Genomic DNA, 19,009 nt, shown 5'->3' with positions numbered 1-19,009 from the left:
GGTAAATAACCCGCGCTGCGAAGCAGCGCTCCTCCCAGGTTGCTGGCCTCAGTCAGCATCGAAGGAAGAGCTCGCCGCTGAAGCGGCTCCCACATGAGCCGCTACAAACAATTCGCGATAGGCATCGACGAGTTGTTCAAGCGAGAAAGCCCGATTCCGCCCGCTGGGATTGGGTAGCACCCACACCGTGGCGCCTTGCAACGCCGTTGCCTGGCGCCCCCACGATATCTCGCGTGCTCCGGTGAGCGCGGCGTAGCCGGCCTTACCGAGAAAGGCGACGAAGCGTGGCGCATAGGTCGCGACTTTCGTTTCGAAGCCGGCCGCCGCCTCGACGAAGTCCTGCTTCGATAACTCATCGGCGCCTGCGGTCGGTCTTTCGACCACCGTGGTGAGTCCGCAGCCATAGTCGAGGATCCGCCGGGCGTCCTGCGGCCGGAGCTCCTCCGCGGTGAAGCCGGCCAGGTAGATCACCCGCCAGAACCGGTTCCCGCGCCCTTCGAAGTGATGCCCCGACGCAGCGGCCGCCAACCCGGGGTTGATCCCGCAGAACAAAACGGATAACCGCCCGGCGATGACATCGGGCAGGCCGGTATTCATCCGCAGATGACGCCGACGGCCTTTACCGCGAGCTTCCTCAACTCGTCACGCGGAGCACCCGCGCGGGCGCGCATGGCGATCGTGTGCATGGTCGCGGAGACCAGCATGGCGAGCGCCTCCACGTCCGCATCCTTCTTCAACTCACCGGCATCACGCGCCTCACGCAGCCGCGTTTCGAAGTCGGCGTCGAGCTTGCGAAAGCCACGGGTGACGATGTCCTGAATCTCCGGATCGCCGAGTGCCTCGGTGATCGCCGTACCGACGACGAAGCAGCCGCGCACGTGCTCGTCACCAGAGAAGTAGATGTCCAGCGCCGCGTCGTACACCCGCATGAGCACCTCGGGGAGGGCGCCAGCACTCGACAGTGCGACGCCCATCGTCGCGAACTTGAGCCCCCAGTAATCCTCGAGCGCCCGGATGTAGATCGTGTGCTTGTCGCCAAAGGCGGCGCGAAGGCTCGGCCGGTTCATGCCGGTTGCCGCCGAAAGGTCGTCCAGGGAGGTGCCGGCATAGCCGGTTTTCCAGAAAGCATCCGCGGCGCGGCGCAGGGCGACGTCAGGCTCATAGGCCCGGGGCCGGCCGCGCGGGCGTTTCTCGTTCGTTTCCATTTTTGTACCGCCATGCATAAAAACCCTTGAAGTCGGGTCTGCCCAAACATATTATACGAAACGGTACAAAATTCAATTCCCCTGGTCTCACCGGTATTTGCATCTTATGAACAGCAACAACCCCGACAACGTCCCAGGCGGCCCGGGCCCGGCGGGCCAGGCGAACCCGACACGTCCCAGCCTGGCCAGCCGGCTGCGCTGGCCCCTGATGGCTGCGCTCCCCCTCCTGATGATCGGGGTGGGTGGCGCCCGGTTCCTTAGCGGCCATGGCGATGTCGAGACCGACGACGCTTTCGTCCGTGCGGCGAAGGACTCGATCAACGCCCGGGTCTCCGGCCAGGTGGTCGATATCGCCGTGCACGACAACCAGCGCGTCCGCAAAGGACAGCTGCTGTTCCGCGTCGACCCGCAGCCCTACCGGATCGCGGTCGAACAGGCCGAAGCCCGTCTTGGCACGGCGCGGCTCCAGATCGAGGCGCTCAAGGCCACGTATCGCCAGCAGCTGGCCGAGGTGCAGTCCGCCAGGGACTCCGCGGACTTCGACGGCAAGGAATTCGAGCGCAAGAAGGCTCTGCTCGCCTCCGACTTCGCCTCGCGCGCGTCCTTCGAGCGGGCGGACACCGATGTCAGGGTGGCAAGGCAGCACATCGCCTCGGCGCAGCAGGCGGTGTCCAACACGATCGCCAGCCTCAACGGCGATCCGGATATCGACGTCAACCAGCACCCGACCGTGCTCGAAGCCAGGGCACAGCTCGACCGGGCGAAGCTCGACCTCTCTTACGCCGACGTCGTCGCTCCGGACGACGGCATCGTTACCCGCGTGGACGACCTGCAGGTGGGCGACTTCGTCAGCGGCGGCACGACCGTCTTTTCGATGATGTCGACTCGGGATGTCTGGATCGAAGCCAACTTCCGCGAAACCGGACTGACGCACATGCGCACCGGTCAGACCGCCACCATCGAAGTCGACGCGTATCCGGGCCAGCGTTTCAAGGCGCACGTGATCAGCATGAGCCCGGGCACGGGTTCCGAGTTCGCCGTGCTGCCCCCCGAAAACGCCACCGGCAACTGGGTCAAGGTGGTGCAGCGCCTGCCGGTGCGCCTGGAACTCGACGCGGTCGATCCGAAGTGGCCGCTCTACTCCGGTATCAGCGTGACCGCGCAGGTGGACACGCGCAGCGAAGCGACCACGACATCGGCAGCGGCAGGCGTCGCGCCGTGAACACCGGCGTTGCACCCCACAGCACGCCAGGCGCGCATCGCGTCCTCATCGGTGCGGGCCTGATGGCGACCTATATGTCGGCGGTGAATATCTCCATCCCGAATGCGGCGCTGCTGCACATCCAGGGTGGGCTATCCATGTCGGATGACGAGGTGGGCTGGATTTTCTCGTCCTACATCGCGGCAAGCGCGATCGTCATGCCGACGACGCACTGGCTGGCCGGTCGGTTCGGCAGGAAAGTGATGTTCCAGACCTCGATGGCGCTGTTCGCGCTCGCCCTCGTGGTGGTAACTCTTGCCACGACGCCGCTGCAGTTCGTCGCTGCACGCCTCTTCCAGGGTGCGGCCAGCGCCATGCTGGCGCCCTTGTCGATGGCGATCCTGCTCGACGAGCTGCCGCCGCTGCGTCATGGCCGCATCGGCATCGTCTGGGCGGTGACCGCCTTGCTCGGCATCCTCAGTGGCCCGGCGATCGGTGGCTACCTGAGCGAGTTCCATGGCTGGCACACGATCTTCTATGTGAGCCTCCCCGCGGCCGTGATGGTTTTCGTCGCGATGGGTTTGTTCCTTCGCGAGAAGAAAGCCGCGAGCAGCGCGCGTTTCGACGTCTTCGGTTTCGTCACTTTCAGTGTAGGGATCGCGGCGCTGCAGATGTTCCTGGACCGTGGCGAGCGTCTGGAGTGGTTCTGTTCGCCCGAAATCTGGGCAGAGGCGATCGCGTCGGTCGTCGGCTTCTACCTCTACGTCGTGCACGTCATGACCCGGGAGGAGCACTTCCTCAACCGCGCCATGTTCAAGGACCGTAACTTCACCGTCTCCGCCGCCATGTACTTCGTGTTCGGCTTCGTGCTGCTGCCGACCCTCGCGCTGACCTCGCCGATGCTCGAAGAGCTGATGGGCTATCCCGCCGATACGGCCGGCTATCTGGCGATTCCTCGCGGAGCCGCGCTGATCGGTGCCTTGATCCTCACCTGGCGCCTGCCGAAGGCGATCGGCAACCGCTGGGTCATCGTCGCCGGCATGGCGCTGGTGGTGTACGGCAACTGGCACATGCTCGGCTACTCGCCCTTGATGGATCGCTGGCCGGTGATCATCGCCGGTGCCTTGCAGGGCGGCGGCCTCGGCATCCTCATGCCGGCACTCACTCGCGCTGCCTTCAGCACGCTCAGCCCCGCGCTGCGTTCGCAAGGCACGGCGTTCTTCAACCTCGCGCGCCTCTACGGAAGCACGATCGGCATCGCGATCGTGCAGGTCTACTTCTACAACAACACGCAGGCCGTGCACCTCGCGCTGGCGAAACACGTGCGGCCTTACGGTCCCGTCGCCCACGCGACCGGCGCGCTCGCTGGCGCGCACCTCGCACAGATCAACGAGCTCGTGACCGGTCAGGCAGCGATGGTCGCCGTGATCGGCCAGTTCAAGCTGCTGATGATCGCGATGCTCATCGTGAGCCCCCTCGTTCTCTTCCTTCGTCCACCGCGCCCGGTCAACTGACTTCCGGAGTCGACCATGAAACTCGTCAAAACGGCACTTGCCACCACTACCTTCGCGCTGCTCGCCGGCTGCATGGTCGGGCCCGATTTCGAAAAGCCTGCGGCACCTGCGTCGACGCATTACGACGTGAAGGCCGAGCAGGCGCTCGCCGGCAACACGGCGCAGCACATCGATTTCGACAAGCGGATCGATGGTGACTGGTGGTCATCGCTGGGTTCACCGAAACTCGATCAGGTCATGCGCAAGGTGATCGAAGGCAACCTCGGCCTGGAGGCGGCCGATGCGACGATCGCGCAGGCCAACGAGGCCGTGACCTCGGTCCGCGGCGCGTTGAGCCCGCAGGTCGATCTCGCGGCGCAAGGCGGACGCCAGCGTGGTGCTGGCGCCACGGGCTTCGCTACCTCCAACTTCTACGCCGTGGGCCCACGGGTGAGCTTCGACCTCGATCTGTTCGGCGGCACACGCCGCCGCATCGAAGAACAGGCCGCACTTGCCGATTCGCAGCGGCATCGCTTCGACGCGGCCTACCTGACGGTGACAGGCGATGTCGCCACCCAGGCCCTGACGCTGGCCTCGGCGCGCGCGCAGATCGCCGCGGTCGAGAGCCTGCTCGCCAATGACCGGAAGAACCTCGAGCTGGTACAGACCGCACACCGGTACGGCAGCGCCACCCAGGTCGACGTGGCTACGGCGACGACGCAACTCGCCCAGGACGAAACCCTGCTTCCGCCGCTGGCGCAGCAGCGTGACACCGCCGCCCATGCGCTGTCCGTCCTGGCCGGCAAGGGTCCGGCCGACTGGGTACCGCCGGACTTCGATCTCGCCGACTTCGCGCTTCCCGCGCAGCTACCGGTCACGCTGCCCTCGGACCTCGCGCACGATCGCCCCGACATTCTCGAGGCGGAATCGCAGCTCCATGCCGCGAGCGCCGCGATTGGCGTCGCGACCTCCGATCTGTACCCGCATCTGAGTCTCTCCGGATCGCTCACGCGGGTCGGACCAGCGCCCGGCCTCGGCACGTTGTGGGGTCTCGCGGCCGGCCTGACCGCGCCGATCTTCAACGGCGGCACGCTCAAGGCGAACCAGCGCGGTGCGGTGGATGGTTACAAAGCCGCGCTCGCGACCTACCAGCAGACCGTCGTGTCCTCGCTCGGTCAGGTGGCCGATGTGCTGCAGGCGATCAACCACGATAGCGAGGAAGTCGCTGCGCAAGATCGTGCGCTCACCTCCGCCGCACTCAGCCTCGCCTTGAATCGTGAAGGCTACAAGGCCGGCGAGACCGGCGTCTTGCAGGTGATCGACGCCGAACGTTCTTACCAGCGCGCGCTGATCGGCCAGATCCAGGCGAAGACCGCGCAATTCCAGGACACCGTGCAGCTATCCGTCGCACTTGGCGGTCATTCCGACGAAGCATTCCAGCGCAGAGCGGCGTACCGTGACGAGCGATCGATGGCAGGTGGCCCCACTAACGGAGGAAAACCATGAGTGCCCTTGATACGTTTCGCCATACACGCATTCCCCTCGCCCATGGCACGGGGGCTATCCCTGCCGTCGGTTTCGGCACCCTGATTCCCGACCGCGAGAAGGGACGGGCCGCCATCAAGAAGGCACTGGAGGTAGGCTTTCTCCACCTCGATGCCGCCGAGGCTTATCGCAACGAAGACGTCGTCGGCGATGTGATCAAGGAGGCGATCGACAACGGCGTCGTTCGCCGCGAAGACCTTTTCGTAACGACGAAGCTGTGGAACAACAATCATCGACCGGAGCGCGTCAAGCCTGCGCTCGAGGCGAGCCTGCGTCGCTTGCGGATCGACTATGCCGACGCGTACCTGATCCACACGCCATTCGCCTTCGCCCCCGGTGACGATCAGTATCCGAAGGGTGCCGATGGCGGTCCGCTCTACGACAAGGGCATCACCCTGCTCGATACCTGGCGTGCGATGGAAAGCCTCGTCGACGAGGGGCTGGCGAAGGTCATCGGTCTGTCCGACGTGAAGCTCGAGGCGGTGAAGGAGATCGTCGCCAACGCACGCATCAAGCCGGCGATCGTGCAGGTGGAATCGCATCCGTATCTTCCCGAGTGGGAGTTGCTCGAGTTCTGCAAGGCGAACGGTGTCGTGCTGCTCGCCTTCGCGCCGCTCGGCCATGGCATGGAGCCGCGCGTGCCCGATGACCCGGTGTTGAAGACGATCGCCGCGCGCATCGGCGAAACGCCGGCGCACGTCGCGCTCGCCTGGGCCGTCCAGCGCGGCACCGCCTTCCTCACCACCTCGACCAACCCCGCTCACATACGCGAGAACTTCGAGATCTCACCCTTACCTCCCGAAGCGCTCCAGGAGATCCGCGAAGGCATCACCCTCAACGACCTCCGCCTCAACGATGTCGTCCACACCGGCCTCCCCGGCTTCATCCCGCGCGATAACCGCAAATAAGAACGTGTGGGAGCCGATTCATCGGCGAAGCTCTTCCTTGACGAACCAGCGGCCCAACCCTAGGATGCGATTCATTCTCATTTAACGGCCGGGCCGCCTTGCTTCATCTCCGACGAGACGCCCCGTTCCCCGTCTCCAGGATCGTCATGAGGGGCACCTCCCCACCCGTACCTCGTCGTGGCCATGGCGCCACGATCGCTCGCATCGCTCTCGCCATCGTCGGCGGCTATGTCACGGTTTCCCTGTGGACCTTTCTCCTCGGTCGCCTGATTCCCGGCGACCGTCCCGGTGCCGGTTTCACGGCGACGATGCTCTCGTTCCTGCTCTATGCCGGCTGCTTCGTCTGGGTCTTCGGCGCAAAACGCGTCGGCCGCACCGCGCTGGCCATGACCGCTCTTTCCGCGATCGCCGCACTCGGCATCGCGCTGACGTGAGCGTGGGTTTCCGCCAGGCACAAGCCGCCTTGCACACGTGGTCGGGCCTCATCGTCGGCTGGGTGCTGTACGCGATGTTTCTCGCCGGTACGGTGAGTTTCTGGCGCGAAGAGATCACGCGATGGGCGCAGCCCGAGATCGGCAGCCACCAGTCGGCCGAGGTGGATGTCGCCAACGCACAACGTTACCTGCAGGCACACGCGGCAGCTGCGGCGGAGTGGACCATCGCGCTACCCGATGCGCGCGCCGCGGGGGTTTCAGTAACGTTCCGCGACAAGGCTACGCCGCGTAACGCGGTACGAACGCCGGTCGTCCTCGACGCCCATGGCGACCCGGCCGACGTCCGCGCCACGGAAGGTGGCGACTTCTTTTACCGCCTGCATTTCGACATGCACTACATGCCGATCCTCTGGGGACGCTGGCTCGCCGGCCTCTGCGCGATGGCGATGCTCATCGCCATCGTCAGCGGCGTGATCACGCACAAGAAGATCTTCGCCGACTTTTTCACCTTTCGCCCGCGCAAGGGACAGCGCAGCTGGCTGGATGGCCACAACGCGCTCGCCGTGCTGGCGCTACCCTTCCACCTGATGATCACCTACACCGGCCTCGTCACCCTCATGACGTTGTACATGCCGTGGGGTGCCAACGGTTCGAACGGCAGTCGCAATGCGCTGTTCGCGGAGATCATTCCCACCTACACGACGCCGGCCGCTACGGGGACCGCGACGCCGTTGATCGATCTGCGTGTCGCGTTGGACACGGCGGGAAAGCTCTGGGACGGTGGCCACGTCGCGACGTTGAAGATCACACACCCAGGCGATGCGTCGGCACGCATCGTCGCTGAACGCGCCGCGGCGGACCGGGTCAGTTCCAACCAGGTAACGGTGCAGATGGACGGAACCACCGGCGACGTCATCGCCGGGTCTCGCCCGGAGAGCGCCGGTGTGCTCACACGTGGCGGGATGATCGGCGTGCATGCCGGTCGATTCGCTTCGCTGGAAATGCGCTGGCTTTATTTCCTGCTCGGCGTCGCCGGCACGGCTATGGTCGCGACAGGGCTCGTCTTGTGGACCGTGAAGCGACGCGCCCAGCTGCCCGATCCGGCACGACCGCACTTTGGCTTTCGCCTTGTCGAGCGGCTTAACGTCGCGTTCGTCGCCGGTATGCCGTTGGCAATGTCTGCCTTCCTCTGGGCCAATCGACTCCTTCCTCATGCGATGGCCGAACGCGCGGCGTGGGAGATCCATACGATGTTCATCGTCTGGGCCCTTGCCTTGTTGCACGTGTGTTTCGTCTCGCCGCGCCGTGGCTGGATCATCCAGTTCGCGCTGGCCGGCGTGTCGCTCGCCGCACTCGCGCTGGGCGACGTGGCCTTCGTGCGAACGGACTTCGTCTGGATCGACCTCGTCATGGCGGCCCTGGGCACGACGTGTCTGGCCATCGCCTGGGGCGTGGGAAGGCATATGCCCGCCACGCAGAGGACACGCAAGACCATGGCGACGACTCGACCCGAAGACGCGAACGCATGAGCCTGCTGCTCGCTATCGTCGCGTTCGCTTGCCTTGCCGGCGCGATGAATCGTCATCACGTCGAGGTGATCGGCGGGAAGCCGTCGCATTCACGCGTGCGGCTGCTTCGGCTGGCCGGAACGGTGGCACTGCTTGGCATGGTTGCGCTGGAAATGACGCGGGAAGGTGCGGCATTTGGCGCGTTGCTCGCCCTCGGTTACGCCAGCGTCGGCGCTGGCATCGTGCTTCTCGCACTCACGGTCACGAGATCTTTATCGCCGGGTCGCTAGAGTCGATCGGGTGATTGGACCTCTCGACTTGCTCCTTCGGCTTCTCACCGCTGCCCTACTCAGTGGCGTGATCGGCATCAATCGTGGTCGCCTGGAGTGGACGGCCGGCCTGCGCACGCACATGCTCGTGGCCGTCGGCGCAGCGCTTGCCATCATCGTCTCGGCGTTCGGCTTTAACGATGTGCTGAATAATCCGCACGTCGTCCTCGATCCCTCGCGCATCGCCGCGCAGGTGGTGACCGGCGTCGGATTCCTCGGTGCGGGCACCATCCTGTTCGTCGAGCGCGACCAGATCGTCCGCGGGCTCACAACGGCGGCCAGTCTATGGGCCGTGGCCTCCGTAGGACTCGCAGCGGGTAGTGGCATGTACGTCGGTGCTGTCATGGCGACCGGCATCATCTGGGTGATCCTTGCCCTGCTCAAGCCGCTCGAACGGCGGCTCACGGGCAAGCCCAAGCGTCGTCCTCGCCTCACGGCGCGCCTCACGGGTTCGAGTGCGTTGAGCGTGTTCGAGGCGGCGCTCGCTGAACATCATCTTCCTTTTGCGAAGACGATTCTTCGGCGGGAACCGGATGGCGACGACGTCGTCACCGTGTTGTTTACGCGGCCTGTCCGCAAGGACCAGCTCGCCGTCCTTGCCGATACGCTGCGCGATCTCGAGGGTTTCAAGAGCGTCAGCTACGACGCGCCCGATGACAAGGCGCGTCGTCACTGAGGTCGTCGGTTACTCGCCCTTGGCGGCGGCTTCGATCAGCTTCGCGACTTCCGCCGGGTGCGACACCATCACGACGTGCGACGCGCCCTTCACCACGACGGTCTTCTTCGACTTCGCGCGGTCGGCCATCCAGGCCATCGCCTTCGGCGGGATGTTCTTGTCGGCGTCGCCGTAGATGTGCCACGACGGCACATGCGTCCAGGCCGGCGTGGTCTCCGCTTCGTTCAGCGCGATGTCGGTGATCGGGCGCTGGCCGGCGGCCATCAGTGCGGCGTCCTTGGCGGGTACGTCGGCAGCGAACTGCGCGGGGAACTTGTCCTGCTGGATGTAGAGATCGTTACCACCCGTCGACAACGGCACGGGCGGCGCGAGCGTCGGGCCCAGCGTGCTGCCCGGGAATTTGCCGGACAAGCCCGCCGCGGTTTCGCCGGCCTCCGGCGAGAACGCCGAGACGTAAACGAGGGCCTTGACGTTGTCATGGCCCTCGGCGGCTTCACTGATCACCGAACCGCCATAGGAGTGACCGACGAGGACGACCGGCGTCTTGATGCTGCCGACCAGATTGGCCACCTCGGCGGCATCCGTCTTCACGCTACGCAATTCGTTGGGCGCCGCGACGACGGTGTAGCCGTCCTTATGGAGCTGACCGATCACGCCGTTCCAACTGGACGAATCGGCGAAGGCGCCATGGACCAGGACGATGGTGGGTTTTTCGGCGGCGAAAGCGGCCGGGCTGACGGCGATGGCGGCGAACAGGGCGGTACGGATAAGGGAACGGAACATGGAGGAGCTCCTTGTGCATGCTGAGGGGGATGAGAACGTGCCGTCCTGCCTGACGGGCCGGACCGGTGACGCCTGCTCCCAGTAAACCGGGCGAGGCGAATTTTCATTTCAATAGTGCGCGGTGAAATATCACGCTATCTATCCGCCAGAGGATCATATATGTGTACACATTTGTGAATATTGAAAGAAAGGCGCATGAAAACGTTGAGAAATTCGCGACAAGTTGCCGAAAACACCTAGCCCCCACCGAATCGACGTACCCCCCTCGAAGTCGCTGGCCTATACCTGAAGCGCGCTCACGCACTGAAGGGATCCTATGGCTTCGGCGAGACATGTCAGAGGCCTGTCCCTGATCGAGGTCCTGATGGCTGTGCTGATTTTCAGTGTCGGCCTCATCGGACTGTCTGGCTTGTTGATCACGTCGCTGCGTTCGAACCAGTCCGGGTACCAGCGCACCCAGGTCGAGTTTCTGGCGATGAGCATGGCCGATCGCATGCGCGCCAATCCCCTGGCTGTCTGGTCGGGCGCTTACAACGCCACGGGCTACCCGCTCACCGGCACCCAGGCCTGTACGACGGCGAGCGCCTGTACTCCCGCCAAGCTCGCACTGCGCGACCAGTACCTGTGGAGTAGCCAGCTCAAGACCTTCCTGCCCAATCCCACGGCATCCATCGCCTGCACCAACGGCGTCACGCCGAACGCGGCCCAGCTGCTGGTGCGCGCTCCCTATGCCGGCAACTGCGTCATGCGCATCAACTGGAGTGAGCGAAGTGCGGGCGATAGTGGCCACCAGGACGTCACTACGCGCACCTACGTATGGAACTTCCAGCCATGAAGAGCCGGCAAGGCTTCTCCCTGGTCGAGCTGATGGTCGCCATGGTGCTTGGGCTGCTTGTCGCCGGTGGCATCGTCACTGTGTTCCTCGCCACCTCGAACAGCAGTCTCGTGCAGACCCAATTGGCGAAGCTGCAGGAAGAGGGTCGCTTCGCCATCACGGCGCTGACGACCGACCTGCGCATGGGCAACGCGCAATACTGCTCGAACATGGGTGGTCAGTCGGCCAGCCTCTCCAACGGTGTCCTCTCACTGGATCGCTACCTGCGTGCACCGCAGGTCCTGGTCTCCGGTGCCATCTTCCAGGGCGCGCTCAACGACAATACGACCCTCTGGGGTGCCACCAGCGGAACCAATACGTATCCGGCGTCGCCCGTCGCGGCCTTCACCATGCCCTCGTTCGTCTCGCTGCGCGGCTACGACTGCACGGTGACGAAATGCACACCGGTCGATCCGTCGACCGCCTCGGGCGCCGGCATTCCCGCGCAAGGAACCGCCATCGGCAACCGGATGCCGGGCAGTGGCGTGGTCACGCTGCGCTACCTCGACGGCGCGCGCGGCTGGGTGCTCGACGGCGTCAACAGCACGATCGCCCTGAGCGGCAACAACGTGGCAAGCATCACGGTCGTGCCCCAGGCCGGCGAACCGCCGCTGTTGAACTTCACCAAGGGTGACCTGCTGATGCTCGCCGACTGCAATGCGGCGCAGGTGTTTGCAGCCACGGCGTCCGGCAATACTTTTACGCCTGGCTCGAACTACAGCCAGGTCGCCAGGCCATCCGGAGTGAGCCCAAAACTCTTCGACTTCAATCGCGATTTCCAGACCGTGTCGTACTTCCTGCAAGTGGTCGACGACAACAACGGGCACAAGACCGGCGCGCTGATGCGTCGGGTCAACGGCGTCAGCGGCGAGGTCGTCCGTGGCATCGAGCGCCTCGACTTCCTCTATGGCGTCATGGATGCCACCGGGAACACCAGTTACCGCACCGCCGCGGACATCGACAGCGCGACAACCTGCCCTTCATCCACTGTCGTCGTCGCGGGTAGCGATCCGGGATGCCTCTGGCGTTCGGTGCAGAACATCGAAGTGCATATCCTCATGGATGGCCAGGTGCCGCTGTATTCGTTGACAGCGCCCGAAATGCAATACCAGTACTACGGCGATACCGGCGTCGCCGGCATGTCCGCGCCCGACGACAGCAAACGCACGGTCATGCCAAGCCAGCAAGGCATCGACAATCACATGCTGCGTCGTGAATTCACGGCGGTGGTGTCCCTGCGGAACTACAACCCATGAACGCGCAACGCGGCGCGGTGCTCATCCTGGCACTCATTTTCCTGCTGCTGCTGACTATCCTCGCGCTCAGCACGACGAGTCGGTCGCTGTTGCAGGAACGTATGGCCGGAGCGATGCGCAACGCGCAGCAGGCGGAGTGGTCGGCCGAGAACGCCTTGCGCGGCGTGGAGTGGAATATCTTCAACGGAAACAGCGTTGCCTGCTACAACTCGAGCAATCCCCCGACGGTCAGTGCCAAGGTCACGGCGTTCCGGCGATCGTCGGTATGGCTCACCACGGGCGCGACCGAATACAAGGGCGCCGGCGTCGCGATCGACTACAGCGCGGCCTCCGCCGACGCGGCACTCTCGACCGCGGTCATGGCCCACAACCCCTGGTACACGGTCGAGTACCTCGGCCAGGACCGCTCACCCGCCAATGGCGGCAGCCCGGCGGTCGAGGCGGGATCAGGGAGTAGCGGAACGACGAGGTTCTACCTGTACCGCATCACCGCACGTGCGACCGGCGGCAGTCCGAACACCATTCGCGTCGCGGAGTCGACATTCGTTACGCCGAACCAGCTCGTATGTACGCTGACCTGAAGGCGACCCCCATGAAGAAATCCTCCATCTCGTGGGCCGCCCTCCTTCTGGTTCTGCTCGCGTGGCTGCTGCTCGCGCTTCCGGCCACGGCGGGTACGGTTACCGTGAGCAAGACGCCACCCGGCGTCACCTCGAAGGTGGCGCCGAACATCGTGGTGACCTTCGATGACTCGGGATCGATGAATGCGACGTCGATCCCGGACACGATGGATGCCAACTACGGCAACAAGTATTACTACTCCGCCCTTGGCAACCCGATCTATTTCGACCCCACCGTGACGTATGTGGTGCCGCCGGATGCCAGTGGTGCACCGCTGGGCACGCCGACCTTCAAGGCGGCCTGGCGAGATGGTTACTGTGCAAACACGCTGACGAAGAAATGCTGGTCGCCTGTCAACGGCAAATACCTCGACCCGATCGTCGTCGATCTCAGCAAGTCGTTCTACGCGGGATTCCTGGCCAACATTCAAGCGGGAAACGTGTGTTCGCGCAACGCCAATGAGCTCACGACGTGGTACGCCTCAGGTAGCTGTTCGCAGATGGATATTCCCGCGTCCGTGCGGGGGACAACCACGGCGACCAACGTCACCCAGTCAAGTTCGAGCCGTACGTGCGGCCTATTCGTGAGTTGCTCGCCCTTCGGTGGTGTCAACGGCACGAAAACCGTCACCACTACCACCACGAATCCTGATGGAAGCGTGAGCGTCAGCGTGTCCGTTGGCACGTGTACGACGGTGCTTGCCATTACCAGTTGCAGCAGCATCGTTACCACGGTGACCACGACAACAACGATAACGACCCAGGACACGGGCGGGTTCTATTACGTCTGCACGCAGCCGGCCAATGACGCCACGTGTACCTATCACCTCGTCGCCAACGAATCGGCAGCCATCCAGCAGAACTTCGCTATTTGGTACAGCTACTACCGGTCGCGCAACCTCAACGCGCGCGCCGCAGTCGGTCGGGTGTTTGCCAGTCTCGGCGACGGCTCGGTGCGCGTCGCCTGGCAGACGTTGCAGACGCAGACCTCCAAGGACAACTACAACACCTCCGCTACCGGTTATACCGGGCAGAGATATAGCCCGCTGATCGCATCGAGCGCGATCCTCGAACTTGCCAATGCAGCGAGCTGCACGCCGACGAGTACGAGCGACACCTGCTGGCGCAGCCAGTTCATGAACTGGGTCTATGGTGTACCGGCCAGCGGCGGCACGCCGACACGCAAGGCGACCCAGACTGCCGGCGAGTTCTATAAACGCGACCTGACCTTCGGCAATGCCCAGGACCCGTACTGGAATGGCAGCACCAGCACACCGGGCGAACTGACGTGCCGGAAGAACTTCAACATGCTGGTCACCGACGGCTACTGGAACAGCGACAGCCTGGACTCCGTGACGCCGAATGACTCGTCCACCCTGACGTTGCCCGACGGCACCTCCTACAAGACGAGCGGCACGGCGTCGAAAATATTCTGGAACCAGTCTGGGACCACCAATCCGTCGCTGGCCGACATCGCGTTCTTTTACTGGGCGACGGACCTGCGTACGAACATGGTCAACAACGTGCCGGCGTATTATCCGGACCTGACCACAGGCATCACGGGGACGGCAACGACCGTCAGCTCCACGGCACCGGGAACCAACAGCGAGGTCTATTTCAATCCGGCGAACGATCCCGCCACCTGGCAGCACATGTCGCAATACATGGTGACCATGGGTATCTCCGGCAGCCTGGCCTTTCCAACCGATTACACCGCGTTGCGGAAAGGCACGAAGGCCTGGCCCACGCCCGTCGTTGCTGGTGGCGCCACCAATATCGACGATACCTGGCATGCCGCATTGAACAGCCGCGGTGGATACTTCAGTGCTGCCGATCCCACGTCGCTCGTCAACAGCCTGAGCACGATCCTCTCCTCGGTCATCGCCAGCAGTTCGACGTCACTGACGCTCAGCCTCAGCACGAACGTGCTCACCGCGAACGCGGTCGCTTATTACGCCGGCTACAACACGACCGACTGGAGTGGTTCGTTGACCGCGCGAGCGATCGGCCTGAACGGAATCGTGGGCGACACGTTATGGGCCGCCGAGACACTGCTTACGGCGCGGCTGGCCAGCGATCCCCGCTTCATTGCGACGAGCACCGGTCCCGGCGCCGGCACGGGTATCACCTTCGCCTATACGACACTCAGCAGCGCTGAGAAGGCCGCGCTCGATTCGTCCGATGGAACGGGGTCGACGGCTACGACCGACGGCCTGGGTGCGAAGCGGGTGGACTGGCTGAGCGGCGTGCGTACCCTGGAAGGCACGACCTTCCGCACGCGAACGTCACTGCTCGGCGCGATCTTCGGATCGCAGCCGGCCTATGTCGGTGCGCCCAACAGTGGCTATGGCGACTCGTTTTCGGCGGGATCGCCCGAAGCCAAGGCCGTCGCGGCCGATCCTACGCTCAGCTATACGGCTTTCCTGACCAAGTGGGCAACGCGTCCGCCCGTGGTTTACGTGGGCGCCAACGACGGCATGTTGCACGCGTTCGACGCGCGCCTCAAAACCGTGACCGGTGCAAACCCGGGCCGCGAGCTCTGGTCGTATGTGCCGGCCAGCGTTTATCCGAATCTTTCCGCGCAGACACGGCTGACCAATTTCAGCTTCACGCCGACCGTCGATGGCAGCCCGATCACCGGCGATGTGTTCTTCAACAGCGCGAGTTCGCTGAACAACTCGACGAAGGGCTGGCATACCTTGCTCGTCGGCTCGCTACGACTAGGGGGGCGAGGGGTCTTCGGCATCGACATCACCGATCCGTCCGCGGCCACGCTCAACACCAGCACGGCCGTGGCGTCGAAGGTACTGTGGGAATTCAACAGCGACAGCGTCTCCACCGTCGGCACGCCGGCCAACCTCGGCTATACCTTCGGCACGCCGGTGATCACCCGGGTCGCCTATAACAACTCGGATTCGCCGGCGACGGTCGGACGGTGGGTTGTCCTGGTTCCCGGTGGCTACTTCCCGGATGGAAGCACCGCGCCCGCGGCCAGCAATACCTATAGTTCGCTCTTCGTCCTCGATGCCCAGACCGGCGCCCTGCTGAAAGAGATCCGTACGCCAACCGGATCGGGTTCGGTCGCGAGCCATGGACTCACTACGCCGTCCGTCGGCGACTACGATGGCGACCAGGTCGCCGACGTCGCTTTCGCCGGCGACCTCGACGGCAACCTGTGGCGCATCGATCTGTCTGCCGCGACGCTTGCCGCCACCGCCCAATCGCAGGGCGTCAGCCTGTTGTTCAAGCCGGCTACGGCCAATGCGCAGTCGATCACCACGTCGCCGCGGTTGCTCGCCGACCCGACCTCGACGTACTTCATGGTGATCTTCGGCACGGGTCGCTACCTGAGCACCGCGGACAGTGCCGACATCACGGTCGAGGCGCTGTATGGCGTGCGCGATCCGGGCGCGGCGGTGACCACGCCGATCACCGTAGCCGGCGGCAACCTGGTCAAGCAGACCATGGTGCTGGATGCAAAGTCGGGCGCCATCGGCGTCACCAACAACACCGTGCCGGCAACGCGTTCCGGGTGGTACCTGCTGCTCGATACGGCCGCCGGGGAACGTGTGGTGGTGACACCGGCACTCGACTCGAGCAACAACACGGTCACGTTCAGCACCCTGATCCCAACGGCGACCGATCCCTGTACGACATCGAGTTCCGGCTCGATCATCGCCCTGGATGGCACGACCGGCGGTGCCGCCTTCGGTGTATCGATTGGCTCCGCCGTCAGCTTCGGTAACGGCTACACGCTCGCAGGCGCGCATGTGCTTGGCGCGGCCAGTTCCGGTTCGCTCTACACGGCGGCCAGCCTCAGCGGAGGCACCTCCTACCTGCCGGGCCAGATACCCGCCTCGGGCGCCGGCGGGACACCTGTCAACGAGAGCATTCCCACCGCGCGGCGTCGCTCATGGCGCATCCTCAATGGAGAGAACTGACATGCAGGCCCGTCGCCGCGGCAGCGGTTTCACCTTGCTCGAGCTGATGGTCGTCCTGGTGGTCATGGGTGTCCTCGCCGCGCTCGCGATCACGTCATATAGCCGCTACGGTTTTCGCGCGCGTCGGGCCGACGGACAGAAGTTGCTGATGGCGATCGCCAGCGCCGAAGAGCGTTACTACGCGCAGCACAACGCGTACGCGGACCTCGCCACGATCGGCTACTCGACGACCGCCACCGCCACGTCCGAGAACAGCTATTACACGGCGGCCGTGACCGTCACGACGATCAATGCGGTGACGGCCCAGGCCTTCACCGCGACAGCGACGCCGGTGCCAAAAGGTTCCCAGGCGAAGGATACGTGCGCGGCACTCACCATCACCGACACCGGATCCAAAGGCGCCACCGGCAGCACCACGAACGGCACGTGCTGGTGATGATGGCCAGGCCGCGCCATCGTCGCGAACGAGGATTCGGCCTCGTCGAACTCATGGTGGCGATCATGGTGGCCGCCATCCTCGTCGCCATCGCGGTGCCATCGTTCCGCACTACGCTGCAGAAGCATCGCCTGCGCGTGTCGGCCGACAATCTCCAGGCAGCGGTCCAGTACGCACGCACGGAAGGCGTGCTGCGCGCGACCTACGTGTCGATTTGCGCTAGCGCCGACGGCGCGACCTGCTCGGGCGCTGCGACATACGAAACCGGCTGGCTCGTCTATGTCCACCCGGTCGCCACCACCAAGGCGAGCGACACCTATACGGCGACGGCGTCGGCAGGCATGCAGATTCTTCGTGCCGGCCCGGCCTTGAATGGCGTGTCCGCGCGTGCCGTGGATGGAGCCGTCATCACTTTCGGCCAGCAGGGCCAGCTGGAGCCGGTCGCCACCCGTACGAACGCCAGCCAGCCGATGGCCTTCGTGCTCTGCGCCGGCGGTGGTGTAGGCAGCCTTGGCACTAATACGACGAAAATCCCCGGATCGCGCATCGGCATCAGTCCCTACGGCGGCATCGCGTTTACCAAGCTGTCCAGCAAGGACCTGTGCACCCCTTGATGGGTGGCCGCGTCGAGGATCGCGGTCCCTGAGATTCCCATGTCGTACATTTGTACGTATGTCCGATCCCCTGCCCATGACCCGCCTCCACAAAGGCCGCGGCGCCGCCTCCAACCCCGAAGGACGGTTCGAATCCACGCGCTTCCAGGCCGAGGACGACGGCTGGCATCGGGAGGATGACGAAACCCGGCCAGCCACCGAGGTCCGCGAAGAGCTGGCGCGCAGCGTCATCACCCGGAACGACTCGCCCGATGTCGGCTTCGACCAGGCGACCAATCCGTATCGCGGTTGCGAGCACGGGTGCATCTACTGCTACGCGCGTCCCTCGCACGGTTACCTCAACCTCTCGGCCGGTCTCGACTTCGAGACGAAGCTGTTCGCCAAGACGAACCTGGAAGAAGTGCTGCGCGGCGAGCTAGCCAAGCGGAGCTACGTCTGCAAGCCGATCAACATCGGCAGCAACACCGATCCGTACCAGCCGATCGAGAAGAAGTGGCGGCTCACGCGCGCGGCGCTCGCGCTGCTCAACGAGTGCCACCACCCGTGCACCATCGTCACCAAGAACGCGATGATTGAGCGCGACCTGGACATCCTCGTGCCGATGGCCGAGCGGAATCTCGTGCACGTGTTTATTTCAATCAACTCGCTGGATAACAAGCTGGCGTCGAAGCTGGAGCCACGGGCGAGCGCACCGCATCGGCGGATGAAAGCGGTGGAGACGTTGAGTCGTGCGGGTGTTCCTGTCGGGGTGCTTGTTGCGCCGATCATTCCGGCGCTCAACGAGAAGGACGTTGAAGCGATCATCGAGCAGGCGGGTGCGGCTGGCGCGCGGTCGATCGGTTACACGTGCGTGCGCCTACCGCACGAGCTCAAGCAGCTGTTTCGCGAGTGGCTGGAGTTGCATTACCCGGATCGCGCGTCGCACATCATCAGCCTGATTCAGCAGATGAATGGTGGGAAGGATTACGACTCGAACTTTGCGACGCGCATGCGCGGGCAGGGGGTGTTTGCGGACATCATCCGGAAGCGGGTGCAGGTGGCGACGCGGAAGGCGGGGTTGGATCGGGCTTGGGATACGGTGTTGGATGTGTCGCGGTTTGTGCCGCCGAGGATTGTGTCGCCGCAAGGCGAGTTGTTCTAAACAGTCGTTATGAAGCGACGTATATAGCCCTTCGGCTTTCACGTC

Annotated in this window: 18 protein-coding genes; 15 read left to right on the top strand and 3 right to left on the bottom strand. The window is 64.3% G+C overall.

The window, feature by feature from the left end; translation table 11 throughout:
- Positions 1 to 48: 48 nt before the first annotated feature.
- Together mug and BJI69_RS07190 are read right to left on the bottom strand one after the other, a co-directional pair.
- On the bottom strand, positions 49 to 597 hold the full coding sequence (mug, locus tag BJI69_RS07195) for a G/U mismatch-specific DNA glycosylase (RefSeq protein WP_046965925.1): 549 nt from the start codon (positions 595 to 597) through the stop codon (positions 49 to 51).
- Positions 594 to 1,205 carry a TetR/AcrR family transcriptional regulator gene (locus tag BJI69_RS07190; RefSeq protein ID WP_078023091.1) on the bottom strand — a complete coding sequence of 204 codons (612 nt, stop codon included), beginning with the start codon at positions 1,203 to 1,205 and terminating at the stop codon, positions 594 to 596. Before BJI69_RS07190 ends, mug begins: the two co-directional genes overlap by 4 nt.
- A 106-nt stretch (positions 1,206 to 1,311) precedes the next feature.
- On the opposite strand from BJI69_RS07190, the gene BJI69_RS07185 reads away from it, so the two are divergent.
- The 8 genes from BJI69_RS07185 to BJI69_RS07150 all read left to right on the top strand — a co-directional run bounded on the left by BJI69_RS07185 (position 1,312) and on the right by BJI69_RS07150 (position 9,299).
- The gene (locus tag BJI69_RS07185) at positions 1,312 to 2,427 is read left to right on the top strand and encodes an HlyD family secretion protein (RefSeq protein WP_071924900.1); all 1,116 of its coding nucleotides are present in this window, start codon (positions 1,312 to 1,314) and stop codon (positions 2,425 to 2,427) included.
- The gene (locus tag BJI69_RS07180; RefSeq protein WP_046965923.1) at positions 2,424 to 3,920 is read left to right on the top strand and encodes a DHA2 family efflux MFS transporter permease subunit; all 1,497 of its coding nucleotides are present in this window, start codon (positions 2,424 to 2,426) and stop codon (positions 3,918 to 3,920) included. The genes BJI69_RS07185 and BJI69_RS07180 overlap by 4 nt, the downstream gene beginning before the upstream one ends.
- 15 nt (positions 3,921 to 3,935) lie before the next feature.
- Positions 3,936 to 5,405, top strand: coding sequence for an efflux transporter outer membrane subunit (locus BJI69_RS07175; RefSeq protein WP_046965922.1), 1,470 nt, complete (start codon positions 3,936 to 3,938; stop codon positions 5,403 to 5,405).
- Positions 5,402 to 6,352, top strand: a complete 951-nt coding sequence (locus BJI69_RS07170) for an aldo/keto reductase (protein ID WP_046965921.1) — start codon at positions 5,402 to 5,404, stop codon at positions 6,350 to 6,352. The genes BJI69_RS07175 and BJI69_RS07170 overlap by 4 nt, the downstream gene beginning before the upstream one ends.
- Before the next feature lie 146 nt (positions 6,353 to 6,498).
- Positions 6,499 to 6,786 (top strand): hypothetical protein, encoded by a 288-nt coding sequence (locus BJI69_RS07165; protein ID WP_046965920.1) that lies wholly within the window; start codon positions 6,499 to 6,501, stop codon positions 6,784 to 6,786.
- Complete coding sequence (locus BJI69_RS07160; protein ID WP_046965919.1) at positions 6,783 to 8,315, top strand: PepSY-associated TM helix domain-containing protein; 1,533 nt, start codon at positions 6,783 to 6,785, stop codon at positions 8,313 to 8,315. Before BJI69_RS07165 ends, BJI69_RS07160 begins: the two co-directional genes overlap by 4 nt.
- A complete protein-coding gene (locus tag BJI69_RS07155) occupies positions 8,312 to 8,584 on the top strand; it encodes a DUF3325 domain-containing protein (protein WP_046965918.1) in 273 nt (90 codons plus the stop codon). Before BJI69_RS07160 ends, BJI69_RS07155 begins: the two co-directional genes overlap by 4 nt.
- Before the next feature lie 28 nt (positions 8,585 to 8,612).
- Positions 8,613 to 9,299 (top strand): MgtC/SapB family protein, encoded by a 687-nt coding sequence (locus BJI69_RS07150; protein WP_211258449.1) that lies wholly within the window; start codon positions 8,613 to 8,615, stop codon positions 9,297 to 9,299.
- Between the two features lie 9 nt (positions 9,300 to 9,308).
- Here BJI69_RS07150 and BJI69_RS07145 read toward each other — a convergent pair whose 3' ends face one another.
- On the bottom strand, positions 9,309 to 10,082 hold the full coding sequence (locus BJI69_RS07145) for an alpha/beta fold hydrolase (protein ID WP_046965916.1): 774 nt from the start codon (positions 10,080 to 10,082) through the stop codon (positions 9,309 to 9,311).
- 316 nt (positions 10,083 to 10,398) lie between these two features.
- On the opposite strand from BJI69_RS07145, the gene pilV reads away from it, so the two are divergent.
- The 7 genes from pilV to BJI69_RS07110 all read left to right on the top strand — a co-directional run bounded on the left by pilV (position 10,399) and on the right by BJI69_RS07110 (position 18,964).
- Entirely contained in the window at positions 10,399 to 10,917 is a 519-nt protein-coding gene (gene pilV, locus BJI69_RS07140; RefSeq protein ID WP_052767004.1) for a type IV pilus modification protein PilV, read from the top strand.
- Entirely contained in the window at positions 10,914 to 12,212 is a 1,299-nt protein-coding gene (locus BJI69_RS07135) for a PilW family protein (protein WP_046965915.1), read from the top strand. The genes pilV and BJI69_RS07135 overlap by 4 nt, the downstream gene beginning before the upstream one ends.
- The gene (locus BJI69_RS07130; protein ID WP_052767003.1) at positions 12,209 to 12,793 is read left to right on the top strand and encodes a pilus assembly PilX family protein; all 585 of its coding nucleotides are present in this window, start codon (positions 12,209 to 12,211) and stop codon (positions 12,791 to 12,793) included. The genes BJI69_RS07135 and BJI69_RS07130 overlap by 4 nt, the downstream gene beginning before the upstream one ends.
- Positions 12,794 to 12,804: 11 nt before the next feature.
- Positions 12,805 to 16,773, top strand: coding sequence for a pilus assembly protein (locus tag BJI69_RS07125; RefSeq protein ID WP_046980004.1), 3,969 nt, complete (start codon positions 12,805 to 12,807; stop codon positions 16,771 to 16,773).
- 1 nt (position 16,774) lies between these two features.
- Positions 16,775 to 17,209 carry a type IV pilin protein gene (locus BJI69_RS22600; RefSeq protein WP_046965913.1) on the top strand — a complete coding sequence of 145 codons (435 nt, stop codon included), beginning with the start codon at positions 16,775 to 16,777 and terminating at the stop codon, positions 17,207 to 17,209.
- Complete coding sequence (locus BJI69_RS07115) at positions 17,209 to 17,823, top strand: GspH/FimT family pseudopilin (protein ID WP_244465189.1); 615 nt, start codon at positions 17,209 to 17,211, stop codon at positions 17,821 to 17,823. The genes BJI69_RS22600 and BJI69_RS07115 overlap by 1 nt, the downstream gene beginning before the upstream one ends.
- 76 nt (positions 17,824 to 17,899) lie before the next feature.
- A complete protein-coding gene (locus BJI69_RS07110) occupies positions 17,900 to 18,964 on the top strand; it encodes a PA0069 family radical SAM protein (RefSeq protein WP_046965939.1) in 1,065 nt (354 codons plus the stop codon).
- The last annotated feature ends 45 nt before the right edge of the window (positions 18,965 to 19,009 follow it).

Origin of the sequence: Luteibacter rhizovicinus DSM 16549, from assembly GCF_001887595.1 — a bacterium.
GTDB lineage: Bacteria > Pseudomonadota > Gammaproteobacteria > Xanthomonadales > Rhodanobacteraceae > Luteibacter > Luteibacter rhizovicinus.
Note: the sequence above shows the minus strand (reverse complement) of the source record. Positions and strands in the feature narration are given on the sequence as shown.

What these genes read in the sequence shown, in the direction of transcription:
- mug (WP_046965925.1), bottom strand. Translation starts at nt 597, where the DNA reads ATGAATACCGGCCTGCCCGATGTCATCGCCGGGCGGTTATCCGTTTTG.
- BJI69_RS07190 (WP_078023091.1), bottom strand. Translation starts at nt 1,205, where the DNA reads ATGGAAACGAACGAGAAACGCCCGCGCGGCCGGCCCCGGGCCTATGAG.
- BJI69_RS07185 (WP_071924900.1), top strand. Translation starts at nt 1,312, where the DNA reads ATGAACAGCAACAACCCCGACAACGTCCCAGGCGGCCCGGGCCCGGCG.
- BJI69_RS07175 (WP_046965922.1), top strand. Translation starts at nt 3,936, where the DNA reads ATGAAACTCGTCAAAACGGCACTTGCCACCACTACCTTCGCGCTGCTC.
- BJI69_RS07170 (WP_046965921.1), top strand. Translation starts at nt 5,402, where the DNA reads ATGAGTGCCCTTGATACGTTTCGCCATACACGCATTCCCCTCGCCCAT.
- BJI69_RS07165 (WP_046965920.1), top strand. Translation starts at nt 6,499, where the DNA reads ATGAGGGGCACCTCCCCACCCGTACCTCGTCGTGGCCATGGCGCCACG.
- BJI69_RS07155 (WP_046965918.1), top strand. Translation starts at nt 8,312, where the DNA reads ATGAGCCTGCTGCTCGCTATCGTCGCGTTCGCTTGCCTTGCCGGCGCG.
- BJI69_RS07145 (WP_046965916.1), bottom strand. Translation starts at nt 10,082, where the DNA reads ATGTTCCGTTCCCTTATCCGTACCGCCCTGTTCGCCGCCATCGCCGTC.
- pilV (WP_052767004.1), top strand. Translation starts at nt 10,399, where the DNA reads ATGGCTTCGGCGAGACATGTCAGAGGCCTGTCCCTGATCGAGGTCCTG.
- BJI69_RS07135 (WP_046965915.1), top strand. Translation starts at nt 10,914, where the DNA reads ATGAAGAGCCGGCAAGGCTTCTCCCTGGTCGAGCTGATGGTCGCCATG.
- BJI69_RS07130 (WP_052767003.1), top strand. Translation starts at nt 12,209, where the DNA reads ATGAACGCGCAACGCGGCGCGGTGCTCATCCTGGCACTCATTTTCCTG.
- BJI69_RS07125 (WP_046980004.1), top strand. Translation starts at nt 12,805, where the DNA reads ATGAAGAAATCCTCCATCTCGTGGGCCGCCCTCCTTCTGGTTCTGCTC.
- BJI69_RS22600 (WP_046965913.1), top strand. Translation starts at nt 16,775, where the DNA reads ATGCAGGCCCGTCGCCGCGGCAGCGGTTTCACCTTGCTCGAGCTGATG.
- BJI69_RS07115 (WP_244465189.1), top strand. Translation starts at nt 17,209, where the DNA reads ATGATGGCCAGGCCGCGCCATCGTCGCGAACGAGGATTCGGCCTCGTC.
- BJI69_RS07110 (WP_046965939.1), top strand. Translation starts at nt 17,900, where the DNA reads ATGACCCGCCTCCACAAAGGCCGCGGCGCCGCCTCCAACCCCGAAGGA.